We start from the raw sequence: 21,722 nt of genomic DNA, 5'->3' as shown, positions 1-21,722 counted from the left end.
AAAGCGTTATGGATCGGGCGGCGCATACCAGGCCGATTTAAAGTCAAACCAGCCCAGCGTATTCATGCGCAGCCCGCGCATACTGCGCTGCCCCTGGATCCTTAGCCAGTGATGGATTAATGGCACCATCGCTTTACTGGCCAGTAACTGCTGAGACCAGGCGGCGAGGTTCATCTTCCCGGCACGCCACTCGGTAGCGGCGGCCTGCCAGTCGATCGGAATACAGTGCTGCAACAACGGCACTTCATACAGGTTGGCAAAGACCGAGAAGTTGAGCGGCAGGGTAAAGTTAGCGCTGTTCAGCCACAGGTCGCTGGTCGCTTCACCCCGGTGCCACTCGGCGTACTCCACCCTTTGTACATGAAGTTTTACCCCCTGTTCTGCCAGTAAGTCGCTCATGATACGGGAGAGCGCCTCGTGCTCGTTGTGTTCGCGATAGAAGGTGAGCGTCAGGGATTCCAGCCCGGCAGGCTTCTCGCCGACGCCGGGACGGGCATGATGCCAGTGCGGCAGCAGGCCGTAGGCCGGGAACCAGTAACGTTGGTAGCGCTCGTCAGCATGCCATAACAGGCTGGCGGGGGAGAGGATCTGGCTTACCCACTCCCTGACCGCCGGGCTGGCACCGCGGCTGGAACGCGCGTCAAACAGCAGATAGTAGCAGCCCTCTTCCAGGCGGCTTTCGACCGCTTTTTCATCGCCGGTTGGCCCCTCCAGCGTCAGCCCGCAGGTTGGATCGTCGCTGAGATCCGGCAGCACCCAGACATTCACTTCATCAATCAGGGCACGGAAGCCGAAATAGTCATCAAAGGCATGAATTTTTAATTGGTTATTGGTATTGCGCACCACGGCATACGGGCCGGTGCCAATCGGCTGGCTGGAGAAATGGGGGAGAGTGTTCCACTTTTGCGGCAGGATCATGGAGGGCACATGCCCCATCAACCAGGGGAGCCAGTTATCCGGCTGCCAGAGATGAATATCCAGCGTCCAGGGGGTTGGAGAGACGACCTCGCGGATATGCGAATAGAGCGGCAGGGCGGTTGCCCGTTGCAGGGACGCAATCACATCGCTCATTTCCAGCTCGCGGCCGTTATGAAAGTGGATGCCAGGGCGTAAATAAAAACGCCAGTGTAAAGGGGAAATCGCCTTCCAGTGATGAGCGATATCCGCTTCCAGTTCCCCATTTTCCTCATTTATGCGCGTCAACGCGCTGAAGATTTGCCGCGCCATATGGGTTTCGGAGCGTCGCAAGGGCGTGCCCGGTAGCAGGTTGCGCAGCGGGCGATAATAGAGCACGCGCAGGATATGTCGCCCCTGGCGAAAGGTGCGTCCAAGATGGGAAACCAGCATCTGGCGGACGGCTTCTTTATCGCCCACCAGTTGAACCAACTGATCGATACGATCCTGCTCCAGCAGATCCTCTGCCCGTTGCTGCTGGAGCGCCAGCCCGGTATAGAGGAACGTCAGGCGCGAACGCTTGCCGCGCCCTGCTTCCGCATCCCATGTCAGCCAGCCGCGCTCCTGCATGGTATTCAGCAGCGTGCGCATATGACGGCGCGAGCAACTGAGCAGTTCGGCCAGCTCATTAAGCGTGGTTTCCTGGGATTTTCCGTCGCAGCATTGCCACAAACGGATGAACTGCTGTTGCAGGCGGCCAGAGGACATAAAAGGGGAACTCCTGATAAAAACTCAGCAATTTATTTATCCCTATATTAAGCCAATACTTCTCTTCGATGAAAGCGAGGAGGTGGTATGCAGAGATCATCCATACGACGGTTTTATCTGGCTTATTTTCGCGCCACGCAGGATGTGTGCTGGCTCGCCCGTCAGAGTGCAGGGCAGCGCCTGAAAATGCTGGAAGAACTGATGCAGTGGGAAGTGACAACGCCGATCTCGAAGGACTGAATCGCGGCCATCATGTGTGACTGAGTATTGTGTAGGCTGTATCCCACAATATCATCTGTACGTCGCTGGCGGCTTTTTTTGCACAGGACAAGGCGCGAGTAACGCAGTAATGTGCAAAAAAAGCCCCAGCCCTTCGGGACGCGTGCTAAAAAAGCGTACTCTGCGTTGTCAGGCTTGAACATAGTCCCGCTATGTCCTGCGCCCTCCGCCTTGATTACGCTTTTTTGGCTCAGCGTCGCCGTCAAATGATATTGTGGGATACAGCCTCTTGCACCCGCCAGCAAAACATTTTTTGCTGGCTTTTTTCGTTTATGATTTCAGCGGCTTTTACTGCTTTTGAAAAGGAAACGTTCATGCTCTGGTTAATGACGATGGGACGTCGTCTCAACGGTGTTTACATCGCTTTTATGATCGTTGCGTTTATGATGGGCGTTGCCGGCGCGGTGCAGGCGCCGACGCTGAGCCTGTTTCTCAGCCGCGAAGTGGGGGCGCAGCCTTTCTGGATCGGGCTGTTTTATACCGTCAACGCGGTAGCCGGGATCCTGGTCAGCCTGTGGCTGGCAAAACGTTCCGATAATCAGGGCGATCGTCGCAAGCTGATCCTCTTTTGTTGCCTGATGGCGGTGGGCAACGCGCTATTGTTTGCCTTCAATCGTCACTATCTGACGCTTATCACCTGCGGCGTGCTGCTGGCCTCGCTCGCCAATACCGCGATGCCGCAACTCTTTGCGCTGGCGCGCGAATATGCCGACAGCTCCGCGCGGGAAGTGGTGATGTTCAGTTCGGTGATGCGTGCGCAGCTCTCGCTGGCGTGGGTGATTGGCCCGCCGCTGGCGTTTATGCTGGCGCTCAATTACGGCTTTACTGCTATGTTCACCATTGCCGCCGGGCTTTTTGTGGTAAGCCTGGTGATGATTGCCTTCTGGCTGCCCTCGGTGCCGCGCGTGGCGCAACCCGCTGTCGCAGTGACGGAAGTGAGCGGCTGGGGCGATAAGAACGTGCGCATGCTGTTTATCGCCTCAACGCTGATGTGGACCTGCAACACCATGTACATCATCGACATGCCTCTGTGGATTAGCCAGGAGCTGGGGCTGCCGGATAAACTCGCCGGGATCCTGATGGGCACTGCGGCGGGCCTGGAGATCCCGGCGATGATCCTGGCCGGGTATTTTGTTAAACGCCTGGGCAAGCGGCGGATGATGTTGGCAGCCGTTGCTGCAGGCGTGGTGTTTTATCTGGGGCTGATCTTCTTCCACAGCCAGACGGCGCTGCTGGTGCTGCAACTGTTCAATGCAATCTTCATCGGTATCGTCGCCGGTATCGGCATGCTGTGGTTTCAGGATTTAATGCCGGGGCGTGCCGGTTCGGCGACAACACTGTTTACTAACAGTATTTCAACCGGGGTGATTCTTGCCGGGGTGATTCAGGGCGCGTTGGCGCAGAGTTTTAGTCACGGGGCGGTGTACGTGGGGATTGCGGCGATTTCCGTGGCGGCGCTGCTGCTGACCAGCCGCGTGAAGAATGTGTGAGTTTTGTTGGCCAGGCACCTGGTCGGCTCATGCCGGATAACGGCTTCGCCTTACCCGGCCTACAAACCACATTCAGGATCGTAGGCCGGAAAAGCGTTAGCGCTATCCGGCAAGCACTCTGCTGCTGTTAGCCCATAAACGCCGGTTGCTTGCCTTCGTACGCGGCAATCGCGTCTTCATGCTGAAGCGTCAGGCCAATGCTGTCCAGACCGTTCAGCATGCAGTGGCGGCGGAAGGCATCAATGTTAAAGCTGTAGGATTTACCGCCCGCGTTTACCACCTGCGCTTCCAGATCCACCTCAAAGGTCGTGCCCGGGTTGTTCTGCACCAGCGTGAACAGCGCATCAACATCCTCTTCGCTCAGCGTCACTGGCAGCAATTGGTTGTTAAAGCTGTTGCCATAGAAGATATCGGCGAAGCTCGGCGCAATCACCACTTTGAAGCCGTAATCGGTCAGCGCCCATGGCGCATGCTCGCGCGAGGAACCGCAGCCAAAGTTTTCGCGCGCCAGTAAAATCGATGCGCCTTTGTATTGCGGAAAGTTCAGCACGAACTCCGGGTTCGGCTGCTCACCTTTATCATCAAGGAAGCGCCAGTCATTAAACAGATGGGCGCCAAAACCGGTACGCGTAACCTTCTGCAGGAACTGTTTCGGGATAATCGCGTCCGTATCGACGTTGGCGGCATCCAGCGGAACAACCAGGCCGGTGTGTTGGGTAAATTTCTCTGCCATGGTGAGCTCCTTACAGGCTACGAATATCGGCGAAATGACCGGTTACTGCCGCAGCGGCAGCCATTGCCGGGCTGACCAGATGCGTGCGTCCGCCGCGGCCCTGACGGCCTTCAAAGTTACGGTTACTGGTGGAAGCGCAACGCTCGCCGGGGTTCAGGCGGTCGTTGTTCATTGCCAGGCACATAGAGCAGCCAGGTAAACGCCATTCAAAACCGGCTTCGATAAAGATCTTATCCAGACCTTCCGCTTCCGCCTGCGCTTTCACCGGACCAGAGCCAGGTACTACCAGCGCCTGTACGCCCGGCGCGACTTTGCGGCCTTTCGCGATCTCCGCTGCGGCGCGTAAATCTTCGATACGCGAGTTTGTGCAGGAGCCGATAAAGACTTTGTCAATCGCCACTTCGGTCAGTGGAATGCCCGGTTTCAGGCCCATGTAAGCCAGCGCTTTTTCCGCAGAGGCGCGCTCAACCGGATCGGCGAACGATGCCGGATCGGGGATGATATCGGTCACCGAAATCACCTGGCCCGGGTTGGTGCCCCAGGTTACCTGCGGCGCAATCTCTTCTGCCTGCAAGGTCACAACGGTGTCGAAAGTTGCCCCTTCGTCAGTGTGCAAGGTTTTCCAGTAAGCAACGGCTTCATCAAAATCTTTGCCTTTCGGCGCATGCAGACGGCCTTTCACGTAGTTAAAGGTGGTCTCGTCCGGCGCGACAAGCCCGGCTTTCGCGCCCATCTCGATGGCCATGTTGCACAGCGTCATGCGGCCTTCCATGCTCAGCGCGCGAATTGCATCGCCGCAAAATTCCACCACGTGGCCAGTACCGCCAGCGCTACCGGTTTTGCCGATGATCGCTAACACGATATCTTTGGCGGTGATGCCCGGTGCCGCAGTGCCTTTCACTTCGATCTTCATGGTCTTAGCACGGCCCTGTTTCAGGGTCTGCGTTGCCAGCACATGCTCAACTTCCGACGTGCCGATACCGAAGGCCAGCGCGCCAAACGCGCCGTGGGTTGCGGTATGCGAGTCACCACAAACAATGGTCATGCCCGGCAGGGTAATGCCTTGTTCAGGCCCCATCACGTGGACAATCCCCTGGTACGGGTGATTCAGGTCATACAGCTCAACGCCGAATTCGTTGCAGTTTTTGATCAGTTCCTGCATCTGGATACGCGCCATTTCGCCGGAGGCGTTAATGTCTTTGGTCTGCGTGGAGACGTTATGATCCATGGTAGCGAAGGTTTTACCCGGCTGACGCACCGGACGTTTGTGCGCGCGCAGGCCGTCAAATGCCTGCGGCGAGGTCACTTCATGCACCAGATGGCGATCGATATACAACAATGGGGTTTCGTTTGGCGCTTCATACACAACGTGCGCATCAAACAATTTTTCGTACAAACTCTTAGCCATGATTACACCCCTTCGGCGACATAACGGGCAATGATGTCGCCCATTTCATCGGTACTGACAGCTGCGGCGCCACGGGCTAAATCACCGGTACGCACGCCTTCTTCTAATGCGCGGTTGATTGCGCTTTCGATAGCGGAAGCCGCTTCACCCGCGTCCAGGCTGTAGCGCAGCAGCAGCGCTAGCGACAGGATCTGCGCAATCGGGTTCGCAATATTTTTACCGGCGATATCCGGGGCTGAGCCACCCGCCGGTTCGTACAGACCAAAACCCTGTTCGTTCAGGCTTGCTGAAGGCAGCATGCCCATCGAACCGGTGATCATCGCACACTCATCGGAGAGGATGTCGCCGAACAGGTTGGAGCACAACAGCACATCAAACTGGGACGGATCTTTAATCAGTTGCATGGTGGCGTTGTCGATATACATGTGCGCCAGTTCAACATCCTGATATTCGCTGGCGATTTCGTTGACGATTTCGCGCCACAGCAGCGAGGTTTGCAGAACGTTGGCTTTATCAATCGAGTGCACTTTTTTACGGCGTTTACGCGCCGATTCAAACGCAATACGCGCGATACGCTCGATTTCAAAACGGTGATAGACCTCGGTATCGAAGGCCTTCTCGTGCTGGCCGCTGCCTTCACGGCCTTTCGGCTGGCCGAAGTAGATGCCGCCAGTCAGTTCACGTACGCACAGAATATCGAAGCCGTTAGCGGCGATATCTTCACGCAGCGGGCAGAAAGCTTCCAGCCCCTGGTACAGTTTGGCCGGGCGCAGGTTGCTGAATAATTTGAAATGCTTACGCAGCGGCAGCAGGGCACCGCGCTCCGGTTGCTGTGCTGGCGGCAGATTTTCCCATTTCGGGCCGCCGACGGAGCCAAACAGAATGGCATCGGCCTGCTCGCAGCCTTCAACGGTTGCCTGCGGCAGCGGATTGCCATGACGATCGATGGCGATACCGCCCACGTCATAATGGCTGGTGGTAATGTGCATGCCAAAACGGCTACGCACGGCTTCCAGTACTTTCAGGGCTTGTGTCATGACTTCCGGACCGATACCGTCGCCCGGTAACACAGCAATATGATAATTCTTCGACATCACACGGTTTCCTTGTTGTTTTCTTTGTTCTGCGCTTTGCGTTGCAACTCTTTTTCGACTTCGGCGGCGCGCCAGATATTGTTCAGCACGTGCACCATGGCTTTGGCTGAGGACTCAACGATATCGGTCGCCAGACCCACACCGTGGAAGCGGCGGCCATTATAATTGGCGACGATATCAACCTGTCCCAGCGCATCTTTGCCGTGGCCTTTGGCGCTGAGACCATATTTCACCAGCTCGATGTCGTACTCGGTGACGCGGTTAATCGCCTGGTAGATGGCATCGACCGGGCCGTTACCGTTGGCGGCTTCGGTTTTGATTTCATCGCCACAGGCCAGCTTGATGGAGGCGGTTGCGATGTCGTTGGAGCCGGACTGCACGCTGAAGTAGTCCAGACGGAAATGTTCTGGCTCTTCCTGCTGTTTGTTAATGAATGCCAGCGCTTCCAGGTCGTAATCGAAGACCTGGCCTTTTTTATCCGCCAGTTTCAGGAACGCTTCGTACAGGTTATCCAGGTTGTAATCGGCTTCCTGGTAACCCATCTCTTCCATCCGGTGTTTCACTGCCGCACGGCCGGAACGAGAGGTCAGGTTTAACTGCACCTGATTCAGGCCAATGGATTCCGGGGTCATGATTTCGTAGTTTTCGCGGTTTTTCAGCACGCCATCCTGGTGAATACCGGAGGAGTGGGCGAAAGCGCCGGTACCGACAATCGCTTTATTCGCCGGAATCGGCATATTGCAGATCTGGCTGACAGTCTGGCTGGTGCGCCAGATTTCAGTGTGATTGATGCGGGTGTGCACGTTCATAATGTCTTTGCGCACCTTAATCGCCATGATCACCTCTTCCAGCGAGCAGTTACCGGCACGTTCGCCGATACCGTTCATCGCACCTTCAACCTGGCGCGCACCGGCGTGTACCGCTGCGATGGCGTTGCCAACGGCCAGACCTAAATCATCATGAGTATGTACGGAGATAATGGCTTTATCGATGTTCGGTACGCGGTCATACAAGCCGGTGATGATATTGGCGAATTCAAACGGCATGGTGTAGCCGACGGTATCCGGGATGTTGATGGTTTTCGCCCCGGCGTTGATGGCGGCTTCGACCACTCGCGCCAGATCATCGATTGGCGTGCGGCCTGCATCTTCACAAGAGAATTCCACGTCATCGGTATAGTTACGTGCGCGTTTGACCATATAAATCGCACGTTCAATCACTTCATCCAGCGTGCTGCGCAGCTTGGTGGCGATATGCATCGGCGAGGTGGCGATAAACGTATGGATACGGAACGCTTCAGCGACTTTCAGGGATTCTGCGGCGACATCAATATCTTTTTCAACACAGCGGGCGAGGGCGCAAACGCGGCTGTTTTTCACCTGGCGCGCGATGGTTTGTACGGATTCAAAATCACCCGGGGAGGAAACCGGAAAGCCGACTTCCATTACATCTACGCCCATACGTTCCAGCGCCAGGGCGATTTGCAGCTTCTCTTTCACGCTCAGGCTCGCCTGTAACGCCTGTTCACCATCACGTAATGTGGTATCGAAAATAACGACTTGCTGGCTCATGGTTTAGGTCCTTGTTATCTGAGGTCGCCTCGCTACGAGCATAAAAAAACCCGCGCCAAGGCGCGGGTTTTCTGTCTTAACTGGCAGACAATTCAGCTCTGAATGTCGTCCACCGGTCTACCGCGCACAAGAGATGCGTTTAGTAGTAGTAGACCAGCGAAACCGACGTTGCGAATCATGAATCAAGCTCCAGGAAAAACGATATGCTTTTAGTGGTACTGGATACGCCTGTTAAAGTCAACCCCTGTTCCTGAAAACCATCTTCAGAACAGATGGATTGTAGGGCTGCTTTTCAGTTAATTATCCTGTACCTTAGAATGAAATGCGTATTTCGTGCGAATCACTTTTGAGTATTTTTTAGTGGGCGATCACTAATTTAAAGATAAATTTACAGAACAACCTTTTTACGCTTTGCGTTATGGAATGGATGCCTGTTATCTTTATCATCAGATGAGTTGCGGAATGTTTGATAAAGTAAAAATATATTAACTCTCTACTGATTTTCTCATTATTTATCGGCGCAATTATCCTTGAAAAAAATATAAAAAGGGAGCTTTAAATATTCCTAATTTTTCACGCTATGCTTCTAATAATGCTATATGCATGATAAATCATCTTCCTGAATATTATTATTACACAGTTAAGGGAGTTTTATCATGACGACGGATTGCAATGTTCCAGGGGAAGCTATTGATAATCATCAGATTGTCGATGTGGACAAACCACAGTTGCGTTCAGTAGATCTTAATTTGCTTACCGTTTTTGATGCGGTGATGCAGGAACAAAACATTACCCGTGCGGCGCACGCGCTGGGAATGTCACAACCCGCAGTGAGTAATGCCGTTGCGCGACTTAAAGTCATGTTTAACGATGAGCTCTTTGTCCGCTATGGCCGTGGGATTCAGCCCACTGCGCGTTCATATCAACTGTTTGGCTCAATCCGTCAGGCATTGCAGTTGGTACAAAATGAGCTGCCCGGCTCGGGATTTGATCCATTGAGCAGTGAGCGTGTATTTAATCTTTGTGTATGCAGCCCGCTGGATAATCTCTTAACGTCAGTTATTTACAATAGCGTTGAAAAGGCTGCGCCTAATATTAATCTGGTGTTTAAAGCCGATCTTAATCACAGTACTGAGCATCAATTGCGTTACCAGGAAATTGAATTTGTGATCGGCTACGAAGAGTTTCGTCGTCCGGAATTCTCTTGCGTTCCATTATTTAAAGACGAAATGGTACTGGTGACCAGTAAAGAACATCCGCGCAGTGCGAATCTTGTTACGGAAGCCGATGTATTCAATGAACAACATGCAGTGGTTTCGCTGGACCGTTATGCTTCCTTTAGTCAGCCCTGGTATGATACGGCGGAAAAGAAGAGCCGTATTGCCTATCAGGGGATGGCAGTCACCAGCGTATTAAACATTGTCGCGCAAACGCATTTAGTGACGATTGCGCCGCGTTGGTTGGTTGAACGGTTTGCTCATGGTCTGCCATTGCAGGTATTGCCTTTGCCGCTGGCGCTTAATACACGGACTTGTTATCTCTCGTGGCATGAAGCTGCAGGACGCGATAAAGGCCATCAGTGGATGGAAGAGTTACTGACCTCGGTTTGTACGCTGTAATACGCTCGCAGAATAGACCGGCTTGTTTAGTCGGTTTATTCTGCTTAATCTTGCCTGGGTAGTATTTTATTTTAATTTCGGTCGTCAGCGACTTCCCCTCGTTGTGCTAAAAATGCATGATTTTCTGTACAACCTGCCATTTGGATGATGAATGGTCATCGTCTTTCCTTATTACAGATGTTTTCACCAAATCTGCTGTTCTCGCGTTGTTTTTCCTCTTTTGTACGTTATTGACCCCGGCAGTTTGCTAATTGCCTGCCAGATTTTGAGCGGTTATGGTAACTGCCATTCATAATCAGAATGCAGGATTTCCTGCTCTGAACAGAGCGACAGCGCGGAAATGAGTTCCGCCGCCAGTCGACAAATATAAGCCTGGAGGCAAAGCATGGAGATGTTGTCTGGAGCCGAGATGGTCGTCCGATCGCTTATCGATCAAGGCGTAAAGAAAGTATTCGGCTACCCCGGAGGCGCGGTCCTTGATATCTACGATGCCCTGCATACTGTTGGCGGTATTGAACATGTGTTGGTACGTCATGAGCAGGCGGCTGTGCATATGGCCGATGGGCTTGCGCGGGCAACGGGTGAGGTTGGGGTGGTACTGGTCACGTCTGGCCCTGGTGCGACGAATGCAATCACGGGTATCGCTACTGCTTATATGGATTCCATCCCGCTGGTGGTGCTTTCCGGGCAGGTTGCGACGTCGCTGATTGGCTATGACGCGTTCCAGGAGTGCGACATGGTGGGGATTTCCCGTCCGGTGGTGAAGCACAGTTTCCTGGTCAAACAAACCGAAGACATTCCCGGCGTATTAAAGAAAGCGTTCTGGCTGGCTGCCAGTGGGCGTCCGGGGCCGGTGGTGGTGGATCTGCCGAAAGATATTATGAACCCGGCCAACAAGCTGCCCTATTTCTGGCCGGAATCGGTCAGCATGCGATCTTATAACCCGACGACGCAGGGGCACAAAGGGCAAATCAAGCGCGCTTTGCAAACGCTGGTGGCGGCGAAGAGGCCGGTGGTCTATGTGGGCGGCGGTGCGATTAACTCCGCGTGCGAAGCTCAGTTGCGCCAGTTGGCCGAAAAATTGAATTTGCCCGTGGTCTCTTCCTTGATGGGGCTGGGCGCGTTTCCGGCGTCGCATCGACAGGCGCTGGGTATGCTGGGCATGCACGGGACTTACGAAGCCAATATGACGATGCACCACTCCGATGTCATTTTCGCGGTTGGCGTGCGTTTTGACGATCGCACTACCAATAACCTGGCGAAGTACTGTCCGGATGCGACGGTTCTGCATATCGATATCGACCCCACCTCCATTTCCAAGACCGTACAGGCGGATGTGCCAATTGTCGGCGATGCGCGGCTGGTTCTGGAACAGATGCTCGAACTGCTGGAGCAGGAAGAGCAGCCGCAGCCGCTGGATGAGATCCGTGACTGGTGGTTGCGCATTGAACAGTGGCGCGCGCGTCAGTGCCTGAAATATGACACCCAGAGTGAAAAGATCAAACCGCAGGCAGTGATTGAAGCTATCTGGCGTTTGACGAATGGCGACGCTTACGTTACTTCCGATGTTGGCCAGCATCAGATGTTTGCCGCACTCTATTACCGTTTTGATAAACCGCGCCGCTGGATCAACTCCGGTGGGCTGGGCACGATGGGTTTTGGTTTACCCGCCGCGCTCGGCGTGAAGATGGCACTGCCCGAGGAGACGGTTATCTGCGTGACCGGCGATGGCAGTATCCAGATGAACATTCAGGAACTCTCTACGGCCTTGCAGTATGAACTGCCGGTGTTGGTATTGAACCTCAATAACCGCTATCTGGGGATGGTGAAGCAGTGGCAGGACATGATCTATTCCGGCCGCCATTCACAATCTTATATGGAGTCGCTGCCTGATTTTGCGCGCCTGGCAGAAGCTTATGGCCATGTGGGAATCCGTATTACGCGTCCGGATGAGCTGGAGGCGAAGCTGGCGGAAGCGCTGGAGCAGGTGAAAAACAATCGCCTGGTGTTTGTTGACGTTACCGTTGATGGTAGTGAACACGTTTATCCGATGCAGATCCGCGGCGGCGGCATGGATGAGATGTGGTTAAGCAAAACGGAGAGAACCTGATTATGCGCCGGATACTGTCTGTACTACTGGAAAATGAATCGGGCGCGTTATCGCGCGTGATTGGCCTGTTCTCTCAGCGCGGTTACAACATAGAAAGCCTGACCGTTGCGCCGACTGACGATCCCACCTTATCGCGGATGACGATCCAGACTGTCGGCGATCAAAAGGTTCTGGAGCAGATCGAAAAGCAACTGCACAAGCTGGTCGATGTGTTACGTGTGAACGAGCTGGGGCAGGGGGCATATGTTGAGCGTGAAATCATGCTGGTGAAGATTCAGGCCAGCGGCTACGGTCGCGAAGAGGTGAAACGCAACGCTGAGATCTTCCGCGGACAGATCATTGATGTTACGCCGTCGATTTACACGGTTCAGCTCGCGGGCACCAGTGACAAGCTGGATGCGTTTTTAGCCACGATTCGTGATGTGGCGAAGATTGTTGAAGTTGCGCGCTCCGGTGTGGTGGGGTTGTCGCGCGGCGATAAAATCATGCGCTGAATAGAATAACCTTCCATATTTACAGGCCCGGTGTTCTACGCCGGGCTTTTTTTTGCGAAATCCGCCGGAACCAGACACGAAAGCGGTTGCCGGACTGAGTATTCTGCGCTTAGATGTTAAGGGTTTTAACCTATATCCCTAAAAAGGTTATGGAGTACATCAATTTAAGGGGCAATTGTGAAACTGGATGAAATCGCCCGGCTAGCCGGCGTCTCACGAACCACGGCAAGCTACGTCATCAATGGTAAGGCGAAGCAGTATCGTGTCAGCGACAAAACCGTTGAGAAAGTGATGGCGGTTGTTCGTGAGCATAACTACCACCCGAATGCGGTGGCGGCTGGCCTGCGCGCAGGACGCACTCGTTCGATTGGGCTGGTGATCCCCGATCTTGAAAACACAAGTTACACCCGCATAGCCAACTATCTGGAGCGCCAGGCGCGTCAGCGCGGTTACCAGTTGCTGATCGCCTGCTCGGAAGATCAACCCGATAATGAAATGCGCTGTATCGAGCACCTTTTGCAGCGGCAGGTGGACGCTATTATTGTTTCCACCTCATTGCCGCCAGAGCATCCGTTCTATCAGCGCTGGGCCAATGATTCCTTCCCGATTGTCGCACTGGATCGCGCGTTGGATCGTGAACACTTCACCAGCGTTGTTGGCGCCGATCAGGATGATTCGGAGATGTTGGCCGCAGAGCTGCGTAAGTTTCCGGCGGAGCGCGTGCTTTACCTTGGGGCGTTACCAGAGCTCTCTGTCAGTTTCCTGCGCGAGCAAGGCTTCCGCACGGCGTGGAAAGATGACCCGCGTGAAGTGCAGTATCTCTATGCCAATAGCTACGAGCGTGAAGCCGCCGCTCAGCTATTTGATAAATGGCTGGAAACCAACCCGATGCCGCAGGCGATGTTTATAACCTCGTTTGCATTATTGCAGGGCGTGCTTGACGTTACGTTACGTCGCGACGGTAAATTGCCGTCGGATCTGGCGATCGCGACTTTTGGCGATCACGAGCTGCTCGATTTCCTGCAATGCCCGGTACTGGCGGTGGCGCAGCGCCATCGCGATGTTGCGGAGCGGGTTCTGGAAATTGTACTGGCAAGCCTCGACGAACCGCGTAAGCCGAAAGCGGGGCTTAGCCGTATCCGGCGTAATCTCTATCGTCGCGGGATATTAAGTCGCGTATAAGTTCAGATAAAGGCAGCGTAAGTTGCCTTTTTTGTTTGTTGTTTTACCTTGAATCAAATTATTCCCTGTTGGCTCCTAAGATAAATCCTTAATTTTTAAACGGGGCGAGATGAGTTAATTCTAATTGCTCTTTAAATGTGGTTTTAAAAGGATATTTTTAAAGCAGTAATCATGATTTCTGTCTTAAATTGTTACATCTCAGAAAAGTGTTACCTTTCTCCTTAGCATCCATTATCGGCGTATGGCTATTTCCTTAGTGGATCAGCCGTCGCGCTCAATGTGAACGAATGCAACTGGTGCTGTTCAGTTGGGTCGATATGTCTTAAAATGCCGCCCGCGTCGCAAACTGACACTTTATATTTCGCGCGCAGGAATCAAATGGTTTTAAACGCGGATACGCATATTCTGTTTTTTTTCTTGCAAATATTCATGACGTTAATTTGCCTCGTAAGTTGAGCACTATTTCACCTTTGCAGATATTCGCTGCAAATAAGAGATCTTTTGTTCTGGTTAGCCTTTGTGCTGGCTTGACAAGCTTTTCCTCCGCTCCGTAAACTCCGTTGGTGGGGATTTGTGGGATAAAGTGGTGAAAAGGGTCACTTGGGGGTGAATCGGACATGTTCCGTGGCGCGACGTTAGTCAATCTCGACAGCAAAGGGCGGTTAGCCGTTCCGACCCGTTATCGGGATATGCTGCTGGAGAATGCCTCCGGTCAGATGGTGTGTACCATCGACATTCGCCATTCATGTCTGCTGCTTTATCCCCTTCCTGAATGGGAAATTATTGAGCAAAAACTGGCGCGCCTGTCGAGCATGAACCCGCTTGAGCGACGCGTACAACGTTTATTGCTGGGGCATGCCAGCGAGTGCCAGATGGATAGCGCCGGGCGTTTATTGATTGCGCCTGTTTTACGGCAGCATGCCGGGCTAACCAAAGAAGTGATGCTGGTCGGGCAGTTCAATAAATTTGAGCTGTGGGACGAAACGACCTGGTATCAACAGGTCAAGGAAGATATCGACGCTGAGCAATCGGGTTCTGAAGCACTTTCAGATCGGTTGCAGGATTTGTCTCTGTAATGATGATGGAAAATTTTAAACATACGACGGTGCTGCTGGATGAGGCCGTTAATGGCCTGAATATTCGTCCGGATGGCATCTACATCGATGGCACTTTTGGTCGCGGTGGTCACTCGCGCCTGATCCTCTCCCGTTTGGGTGCGGAAGGACGCTTGTTGGCGATCGATCGCGATCCACAGGCAATTGCTGTAGCCCAAACCATTGATGATCCCCGCTTCTCCATCATTCATGGTCCTTTCTCTGCGCTTGCTGATTATGTCAGCGAGCGCGAACTTGTTGGCAAGATCGACGGTATTCTTCTCGATCTTGGTGTCTCTTCACCGCAGCTTGACGATCCTGAGCGCGGTTTCTCCTTTATGCGCGATGGCCCGCTCGATATGCGGATGGATCCCACCCGCGGCCAGTCTGCTGCCGAATGGCTGCAAACAGCTGAAGAGGCGGACATCGCCTGGGTGCTGAAAACCTTTGGCGAGGAGCGTTTTGCTAAACGTATCGCGCGCGCCATTGTAGAGCGCAACCGCCTCGAGCCGATGACCCGCACTAAAGAGCTGGCGGAAGTCGTTGCGGCGGCAACACCGGTGAAAGACAAGTTCAAACATCCCGCGACCCGTACCTTCCAGGCGGTGCGCATTTGGGTAAACAGTGAACTGGAGGAAATAGAGCTGGCGCTAAAAAACTCGCTCGGCGTGCTTGCCCCGGGAGGGCGGCTTTCGGTCATTAGCTTCCATTCACTGGAAGACCGCATTGTGAAACGCTTCATGCGTGAGCAAAGCCGCGGCCCGCAGGTTCCTGCCGGGTTGCCGATGACCGAAGAGCAACTCAGGAAACTGGGTGGCCGTCAGTTGCGAGCCTTAGGAAAGTTGATGCCGGGTGAAGAAGAAGTGGCTGAAAACCCACGTGCCCGTAGTTCAGTTCTGCGCATTGCAGAGAGGACGAACGCATGATCGGCAGAGTGACAGAAACCCTAAGCAAAGTGAAAGGATCGTTAGGAAGCAACGAGCGCCATGCCTTGCCTGGCGTGATCGGCGACGATCTTTTGCGATTTGGGAAACTGCCACTCTGTCTGTTCATTTGCATCATCATGACGGCAGTGACGGTTGTCACTACCTCTCACCACACACGTTTATTAACCGCGCAGCGTGAACAACTGGTTCTCGAGCGCGACGCGCTGGATATCGAATGGCGCAACCTGATTCTTGAAGAGAATGCGCTTGGCGATCATAGCCGGGTGGAACGGATTGCGACGGAAAAGCTGCAAATGCAGCACGTGGATCCCTCTCAGGAAAATATCGTAGTGCAGAAATAGGCATGAATAAGGAATTACGCGACGCATGAAAGCAGCGGCGAAAACGCTTAAACCGAAACGCCAGGAAGAACAGGCCAACTTTGTGAGTTGGCGTTTTGCGTTGCTTTGCGGTTGCATTCTGCTGGCGATGGCGTTTCTGCTTGGGCGTGTCGCCTGGCTGCAAGTTATCAATCCGGAGATGCTGGTGCGCGAAGGGGATATGCGTTCTCTGCGCGTGCAGGAAGTTGCAACGTCGCGTGGAATGATTACCGACCGTTCCGGGCGTCCGCTGGCTGTCAGTGTGCCGGTGAAAGCGATTTGGGCCGATCCAAAAGAGTTACACGATGCTGGCGGCGTCACGCTGGATAACCGCTGGAAAGCGCTCTCTGACGCGCTGAACATGCCACTGGATCAGTTGGCTTCCCGCATTAACGCCAACCCGAAGATGCGTTTTATCTATCTGGCGCGCCAGGTGAACCCCGACCTCGGCGATTACATTAAGAAGCTCAAGTTGCCGGGGATTCATCTGCGTGAAGAATCCCGCCGTTATTACCCTTCCGGGGAAGTGACCGCTCACCTTATCGGTTTTACTAACGTCGATAGTCAGGGGATCGAAGGCGTCGAGAAGAGCTTTGACAAATGGCTTACCGGTCAGCCTGGCGAACGTATTGTGCGTAAAGACCGCTACGGGCGCGTTATCGAAGATATCTCCTCCACCGACAGTCAGGCTGCGCATAACCTGGCGCTGAGCATTGATGAACGCTTGCAGGCGCTGGTTTACCGCGAGCTGAATAACGCGGTGGCGTTTAACAAGGCAGAATCAGGAAGCGCAGTGCTGGTCGATGTGAACACCGGCGAAGTATTGGCAATGGCCAACAGCCCTTCCTACAACCCGAACAACTTCACCGGTACGTCGAAAGATGCAATGCGTAACCGCGCGATCACCGACGTTTTTGAACCAGGTTCGACGGTGAAACCGATGGTGGTAATGACGGCGCTGCAGCGCGGTGTCGTCACGCCAAATACGGTGTTGAACACCGTGCCATACCGAATTAACGGCCACGAAATCAAAGACGTGGCGCGCTACAGCGAATTGACCCTTACCGGGGTGCTACAAAAGTCGAGTAACGTCGGTGTATCGAAGTTGGCGTTAGCGATGCCCTCCTCAGCGTTAGTAGATACTTACTCACGTTTTGGACTGGGAAAAACGACCAATTTGGGGATGGTCGGGGAACGCAGTGGCTTATTTCCTCAAAAACAACGGTGGTCTGACATAGAGAGGGCCACCTTCTCTTTCGGCTATGGGCTAATGGTAACGCCGTTACAGTTAGCGCGAGTCTACGCAACGATTGGCAGTTACGGTATCTACCGTCCTCTGTCGATTACCAAAGTTGACCCGCCCGTGCCGGGCGAACGCATTTTCAATGAGTCTATCGTGCGCACCGTGGTGCATATGATGGAGAGCGTTGCGCTGCCTGGCGGCGGCGGGGTGAAAGCGGCCATCAAAGGCTATCGCATTGCTATCAAAACCGGGACGGCGAAAAAAGTCGGCCCGGATGGTCGTTATATCAACAAATATATTGCTTACACCGCTGGCGTCGCGCCTGCCAGCCGCCCGCGCTTTGCGCTGGTGGTGGTGATTAACGATCCGCAAGCGGGTAAATACTACGGTGGTGCCGTGTCCGCACCGGTCTTCGGTGCCATCATGGGCGGCGTTCTGCGCACCATGAACATTGAGCCGGACGCGCTGACCACGGGCGAAAAAAGTGAGTTTGTAATTAATCAAGGCGAGGGTACAGGTGGCAGATCGTAATTTGCGCGACCTTCTCGCTCCGTGGGTGCCAGGCGCACCGGAGCGAGCACTGCGGGAGATGACACTCGACAGCCGTGCGGCTGCATCGGGCGATCTCTTTGTGGCGGTGGTCGGTCATCAGGCGGACGGGCGTCGATATATCCCGCAGGCGATTGCGCAAGGTGTTGCTGCCATTATTGCTGAAGCGAAAGACGAAGCAAATGACGGTGAAATTCGTGAAATGCACGGTGTTCCGGTCATTTACCTCAGCCAGTTGAATGAGCGCCTTTCCGCGCTGGCGGGCCGTTTTTACGGCGAGCCATCTGAACAATTGCGCCTGATTGGCGTAACTGGCACCAACGGCAAAACCACGACCACTCAATTGCTGGCGCAGTGGAGCCAATTGGTGGGCGAAACCAGTGCAGTGATGGGGACGGTCGGAAATGGTCTGCTGGGGAAAGTCATCCCGACGGAAAACACCACCGGCTCTGCGGTGGATGTTCAGCATGTGATTGCCGGGCTGGCTGCGCAGAAAGCGACGTTTGCCGCGATGGAAGTCTCTTCCCATGGTCTGGTGCAGCATCGCGTGGCGGCGCTGAAGTTTGCCGCAGGCGTATTTACCAATTTAAGCCGCGATCACCTCGATTATCACGGCGATATGGCGCACTACGAAGCGGCGAAATGGCTGCTGTTCTCCTCTCACCACTACGGGCAGGCGATTATCAATGCCGATGACGAAGTGGGCCGCCGCTGGTTAGCGAATCTGCCTGATGCGGTTGCGGTATCGATGGAAGACCATATCAACCCGGATTGTCACGGCCGCTGGCTCAAGGCGACCGGCGTGGAATACCACGATAGCGGCGCGACTATTCGTTTTGACTCTTCATGGGGTCAAGGTGAAATCGAAAGCCGCCTGATGGGGGCGTTTAACGTCAGTAACCTGCTGCTGGCGCTGGCAACGCTGCTGGCGCTGGGGTATCCGTTAAGCGATTTGCTGAAAACCGCTTCACAGTTGCAGCCGGTTTGTGGACGCATGGAAGTATTTAGTGCGCCGGGTAAACCGACGGTGGTGGTGGATTATGCCCATACGCCGGATGCGCTGGAAAAAGCCTTACTGGCTGCACGCCTGCACTGCACCGGTCAACTGTGGTGTGTGTTTGGCTGCGGTGGCGATCGCGATAAAGGTAAACGTCCGCTCATGGGCGCGATTGCCGAGCAGTTCGCCGATGTGCCGGTGGTGACGGACGATAACCCGCGCACTGAAGAGCCGCGCGCCATTATCAACGATATTCTCGCTGGCATGCTGGATGCGGGGCGTGCGCATGTGGTGGAAGGCCGTGCCGAAGCCGTAACCAACACCATTATGCAAGCGAAAGAGAATGATGTGGTTCTGCTGGCCGGCAAAGGCCATGAAGATTATCAAATTGTCGGGACGCACCGACTGGATTACTCCGATCGCGTCACCGCCGCACGTTTGCTGGGGGTAGTGGCATGATTAGCGTAACCCTTAGCCAGCTTGCCGGCATTCTGCACGGTGAATTGCACGGTCAGGATGCGACGATTGATGCGGTGACCAGCGATACCCGCAAACTAACGCCTGGCTGCCTCTTTGTGGCGTTGAAGGGAGAGCGTTTCGACGCCCATGATTTTGCCGATCAGGCTAAAGCGGGCGGCGCGGGCGCGCTGCTGGTTAGCCGTAAGCTGGACTGCGATCTGCCGCAACTGCTGGTCAAGGACACTCGTCAGGCGTTTGGCGAGCTGGGCGCCTGGGTTCGTCAGCAGGTACCGACGCGTGTGGTAGCGCTAACCGGCTCTTCCGGTAAAACCTCGGTGAAAGAGATGACGGCCGCCATTCTGAGTGAATGTGGCAACACGCTTTATACCGCAGGAAACCTGAACAACGATGTCGGCGTGCCGATGACGCTGCTGCGTTTAACCAAAGAACATCAATACGCGGTGATTGAGCTGGGTGCGAATCACCAGGGCGAAATCGCCTGGACCGTCGGGCTTACCCGCCCGGAGGCGGCTCTGGTCAATAACCTGGCGGCGGCGCACCTGGAAGGTTTTGGATCGCTTGCGGGCGTGGCGAAAGCTAAAGGTGAAATCTACACCGGCTTGCCTGCCAACGGTGTGGCAATCATGAATGCTGACAATAACGACTGGCTGAACTGGCAGAGCATTATTGGCGATCGCAAAGTGTGGCGCTTCTCGCCAAATGCGGCGAACAGTGATTTTACGGCTACCAACATTCATGTGACCTCTCACGGAACTGAGTTCACGCTGCAAACCCCGATGGGCAATGTGGATGTGACGCTGCCGTTGCCGGGACGACACAATATTGCTAATGCGCTGGCAGCGACCTCGCTGGCGATGGCAGTGGGTGCCAGCCTGGCGGCAGTGAAACAAGGGTTGGCAAACCTGAAAGCGGTGCCGGGGCGTCTGTTCCCGGTGCAACTGGGTGAAAATAAATTGCTGCTCGATGACACCTACAACGCCAACGTCGGTTCAATGACCGCCGCTGCACATGTGCTGGCGGAAATGCCGGGTTACCGGGTGATGGTGGTGGGCGATATGGCAGAGTTAGGCGATGAGAGCGAAGCCTGCCACATTCAGGTGGGTGAAGCGGCGAAAGGCGTCGGTATCGATAAAGTGCTGAGCGTCGGTAAGCTGAGCAAGGCTCTGAGCGCTGCCAGCGGTGTTGGCGAACATTTTAACGATAAAGCGGCAGTGGTGGCGCGTTTGAAGGCGCTGATCGCTGAACAGCAGATTATTACCATTTTGGTGAAAGGTTCACGTAGTTCCGCCATGGAAGAGGTGGTGCGCGAATTACAGGAGAATGGAACATGTTAGTGTGGCTGGCCGAACATTTGGTCAAATATTATTCCGGCTTTAACGTCTTTTCCTATCTGACGTTTCGCGCCATTGTCAGCCTGCTGACCGCGCTCTTCATCTCTCTTTGGATGGGGCCGCGCATGATTGCCCGTTTGCAAAAACTCTCTTTCGGCCAGGTTGTGCGTAACGACGGTCCGGAGTCGCATTTCAGTAAACGCGGCACGCCAACGATGGGGGGAATTATGATCCTCACGGCAATCGTGGTTTCCGTACTGCTGTGGGCTTATCCCTCTAACCCGTATGTCTGGTGCGTGCTGGTTGTACTGGTAGGTTACGGTGCGATTGGTTTCGTTGACGATTACCGCAAAGTGGTGCGTAAAGATACCAAGGGCCTGATTGCTCGCTGGAAATATTTCTGGATGTCACTGATTGCGCTGGGCGTTGCGTTTGCGCTTTACCTGGCGGGGAAAGATACGCCAGCGACAGAGCTGGTGGTGCCGTTCTTTAAAGATGTGATGCCGCAACTGGGCCTTTTCTACATTCTGCTGGCTTACTTTGTGATTGTCGGCACCGGCAACGCCGTTAACTTGACGGACGGTCTTGACGGTCTGGCAATTATGCCGACGGTGTTTGTCGCCGCGGGCTTTGCGCTGGTGGCCTGGGCTACCGGTAACATGAATTTTGCTAACTACCTGCATATCCCTTATCTGCGTCACGCGGGCGAGCTGGTGATCGTCTGCACGGCGATTGTCGGTGCCGGGCTGGGCTTTTTGTGGTTCAACACCTATCCGGCGCAGGTTTTCATGGGGGATGTGGGTTCACTGGCTCTCGGCGGCGCGTTGGGAATTATTGCCGTGCTGCTGCGCCAGGAGTTCTTGCTGGTGATTATGGGCGGGGTGTTCGTGGTGGAAACTCTGTCGGTGATTTTGCAGGTGGGGTCGTTTAAATTGCGCGGTCAGCGTATTTTCCGCATGGCGCCGATTCACCATCACTATGAACTGAAAGGCTGGCCGGAACCGCGCGTGATCGTGCGCTTCTGGATTATTTCGCTGATGCTGGTGCTGATTGGCCTGGCAACGCTGAAGGTACGTTAAT

At 54.3% G+C, this 21,722-nt stretch carries 19 protein-coding genes; 13 read left to right on the top strand and 6 right to left on the bottom strand.

Annotated features, from left to right (window positions below; genetic code table 11):
* Positions 1–6: 6 nt before the first annotated feature.
* Positions 7–1,662: an HTH-type transcriptional regulator SgrR gene (gene sgrR, locus AWR26_RS21415; RefSeq protein ID WP_064568442.1), complete on the bottom strand. Its 1,656-nt coding sequence runs from the start codon at positions 1,660–1,662 to the stop codon at positions 7–9.
* Positions 1,663–1,749: 87 nt separating this feature from the next.
* Here sgrR and sgrT point away from each other — a divergent pair, with 87 nt between their 5' ends.
* Together sgrT and AWR26_RS21405 are read left to right on the top strand one after the other, a co-directional pair.
* Positions 1,750–1,902 carry a glucose uptake inhibitor SgrT gene (sgrT, locus tag AWR26_RS21410; protein ID WP_007373128.1) on the top strand — a complete coding sequence of 51 codons (153 nt, stop codon included), beginning with the start codon at positions 1,750–1,752 and terminating at the stop codon, positions 1,900–1,902.
* Positions 1,903–2,255: 353 nt separating this feature from the next.
* Complete coding sequence (locus AWR26_RS21405; RefSeq protein ID WP_064568441.1) at positions 2,256–3,431, top strand: sugar efflux transporter; 1,176 nt, start codon at positions 2,256–2,258, stop codon at positions 3,429–3,431.
* Between the two features lie 127 nt (positions 3,432–3,558).
* Here the strand turns inward: AWR26_RS21405 and leuD are convergent, their stop codons facing one another.
* The 5 genes from leuD to leuL form a co-directional block, all read right to left on the bottom strand.
* Positions 3,559–4,164 (bottom strand): 3-isopropylmalate dehydratase small subunit, encoded by a 606-nt coding sequence (gene leuD / locus AWR26_RS21400; RefSeq protein ID WP_064568440.1) that lies wholly within the window; start codon positions 4,162–4,164, stop codon positions 3,559–3,561.
* Positions 4,165–4,174: 10 nt separating this feature from the next.
* A complete protein-coding gene (leuC, locus tag AWR26_RS21395) occupies positions 4,175–5,572 on the bottom strand; it encodes a 3-isopropylmalate dehydratase large subunit (protein ID WP_064568439.1) in 1,398 nt (465 codons plus the stop codon).
* A gap of 2 nt (positions 5,573–5,574) precedes the next feature.
* A complete protein-coding gene (gene leuB / locus AWR26_RS21390; RefSeq protein WP_064568438.1) occupies positions 5,575–6,666 on the bottom strand; it encodes a 3-isopropylmalate dehydrogenase in 1,092 nt (363 codons plus the stop codon).
* On the bottom strand, positions 6,666–8,237 hold the full coding sequence (gene leuA / locus AWR26_RS21385) for a 2-isopropylmalate synthase (RefSeq protein WP_064568437.1): 1,572 nt from the start codon (positions 8,235–8,237) through the stop codon (positions 6,666–6,668). The genes leuB and leuA overlap by 1 nt, the downstream gene beginning before the upstream one ends.
* 92 nt (positions 8,238–8,329) lie before the next feature.
* Complete coding sequence (gene leuL / locus AWR26_RS25915; protein ID WP_107146878.1) at positions 8,330–8,416, bottom strand: leu operon leader peptide; 87 nt, start codon at positions 8,414–8,416, stop codon at positions 8,330–8,332.
* 477 nt (positions 8,417–8,893) lie between these two features.
* Here leuL and leuO point away from each other — a divergent pair, with 477 nt between their 5' ends.
* From leuO to mraY, 11 genes are all read left to right on the top strand, one after another.
* Positions 8,894–9,856, top strand: a complete 963-nt coding sequence (gene leuO, locus AWR26_RS21375; protein ID WP_043955021.1) for a transcriptional regulator LeuO — start codon at positions 8,894–8,896, stop codon at positions 9,854–9,856.
* Positions 9,857–10,241: 385 nt separating this feature from the next.
* Positions 10,242–11,966 carry an acetolactate synthase 3 large subunit gene (gene ilvI, locus AWR26_RS21370; protein WP_064568436.1) on the top strand — a complete coding sequence of 575 codons (1,725 nt, stop codon included), beginning with the start codon at positions 10,242–10,244 and terminating at the stop codon, positions 11,964–11,966.
* A 2-nt stretch (positions 11,967–11,968) separates the two neighbouring features.
* Positions 11,969–12,460: an acetolactate synthase small subunit gene (gene ilvN / locus AWR26_RS21365; protein ID WP_007373137.1), complete on the top strand. Its 492-nt coding sequence runs from the start codon at positions 11,969–11,971 to the stop codon at positions 12,458–12,460.
* 177 nt (positions 12,461–12,637) lie between these two features.
* Positions 12,638–13,642, top strand: coding sequence for a catabolite repressor/activator (gene cra, locus AWR26_RS21360; protein WP_043955019.1), 1,005 nt, complete (start codon positions 12,638–12,640; stop codon positions 13,640–13,642).
* A gap of 617 nt (positions 13,643–14,259) precedes the next feature.
* Positions 14,260–14,718 (top strand): division/cell wall cluster transcriptional repressor MraZ, encoded by a 459-nt coding sequence (mraZ, locus tag AWR26_RS21355; protein WP_064568435.1) that lies wholly within the window; start codon positions 14,260–14,262, stop codon positions 14,716–14,718.
* A gap of 2 nt (positions 14,719–14,720) precedes the next feature.
* Positions 14,721–15,662, top strand: coding sequence for a 16S rRNA (cytosine(1402)-N(4))-methyltransferase RsmH (gene rsmH / locus AWR26_RS21350; protein ID WP_064569080.1), 942 nt, complete (start codon positions 14,721–14,723; stop codon positions 15,660–15,662).
* Positions 15,659–16,024 (top strand): cell division protein FtsL, encoded by a 366-nt coding sequence (gene ftsL, locus AWR26_RS21345; protein ID WP_007373141.1) that lies wholly within the window; start codon positions 15,659–15,661, stop codon positions 16,022–16,024. The genes rsmH and ftsL overlap by 4 nt, the downstream gene beginning before the upstream one ends.
* 25 nt (positions 16,025–16,049) lie before the next feature.
* A complete protein-coding gene (locus AWR26_RS21340; RefSeq protein ID WP_043955016.1) occupies positions 16,050–17,816 on the top strand; it encodes a peptidoglycan glycosyltransferase FtsI in 1,767 nt (588 codons plus the stop codon).
* Entirely contained in the window at positions 17,803–19,290 is a 1,488-nt protein-coding gene (gene murE, locus AWR26_RS21335) for a UDP-N-acetylmuramoyl-L-alanyl-D-glutamate--2,6-diaminopimelate ligase (protein ID WP_064568434.1), read from the top strand. The genes AWR26_RS21340 and murE overlap by 14 nt, the downstream gene beginning before the upstream one ends.
* On the top strand, positions 19,287–20,645 hold the full coding sequence (gene murF, locus AWR26_RS21330) for a UDP-N-acetylmuramoyl-tripeptide--D-alanyl-D-alanine ligase (RefSeq protein WP_064568433.1): 1,359 nt from the start codon (positions 19,287–19,289) through the stop codon (positions 20,643–20,645). The genes murE and murF overlap by 4 nt, the downstream gene beginning before the upstream one ends.
* Positions 20,639–21,721 carry a phospho-N-acetylmuramoyl-pentapeptide-transferase gene (mraY, locus tag AWR26_RS21325; protein WP_007373145.1) on the top strand — a complete coding sequence of 361 codons (1,083 nt, stop codon included), beginning with the start codon at positions 20,639–20,641 and terminating at the stop codon, positions 21,719–21,721. Before murF ends, mraY begins: the two co-directional genes overlap by 7 nt.
* Position 21,722: the final 1 nt, after the last annotated feature.

Source organism: Kosakonia oryzae (genome assembly GCF_001658025.2).
In the GTDB taxonomy this organism is placed as follows: domain Bacteria; phylum Pseudomonadota; class Gammaproteobacteria; order Enterobacterales; family Enterobacteriaceae; genus Kosakonia; species Kosakonia oryzae.
Note: the sequence above shows the minus strand (reverse complement) of the source record. Positions and strands in the feature narration are given on the sequence as shown.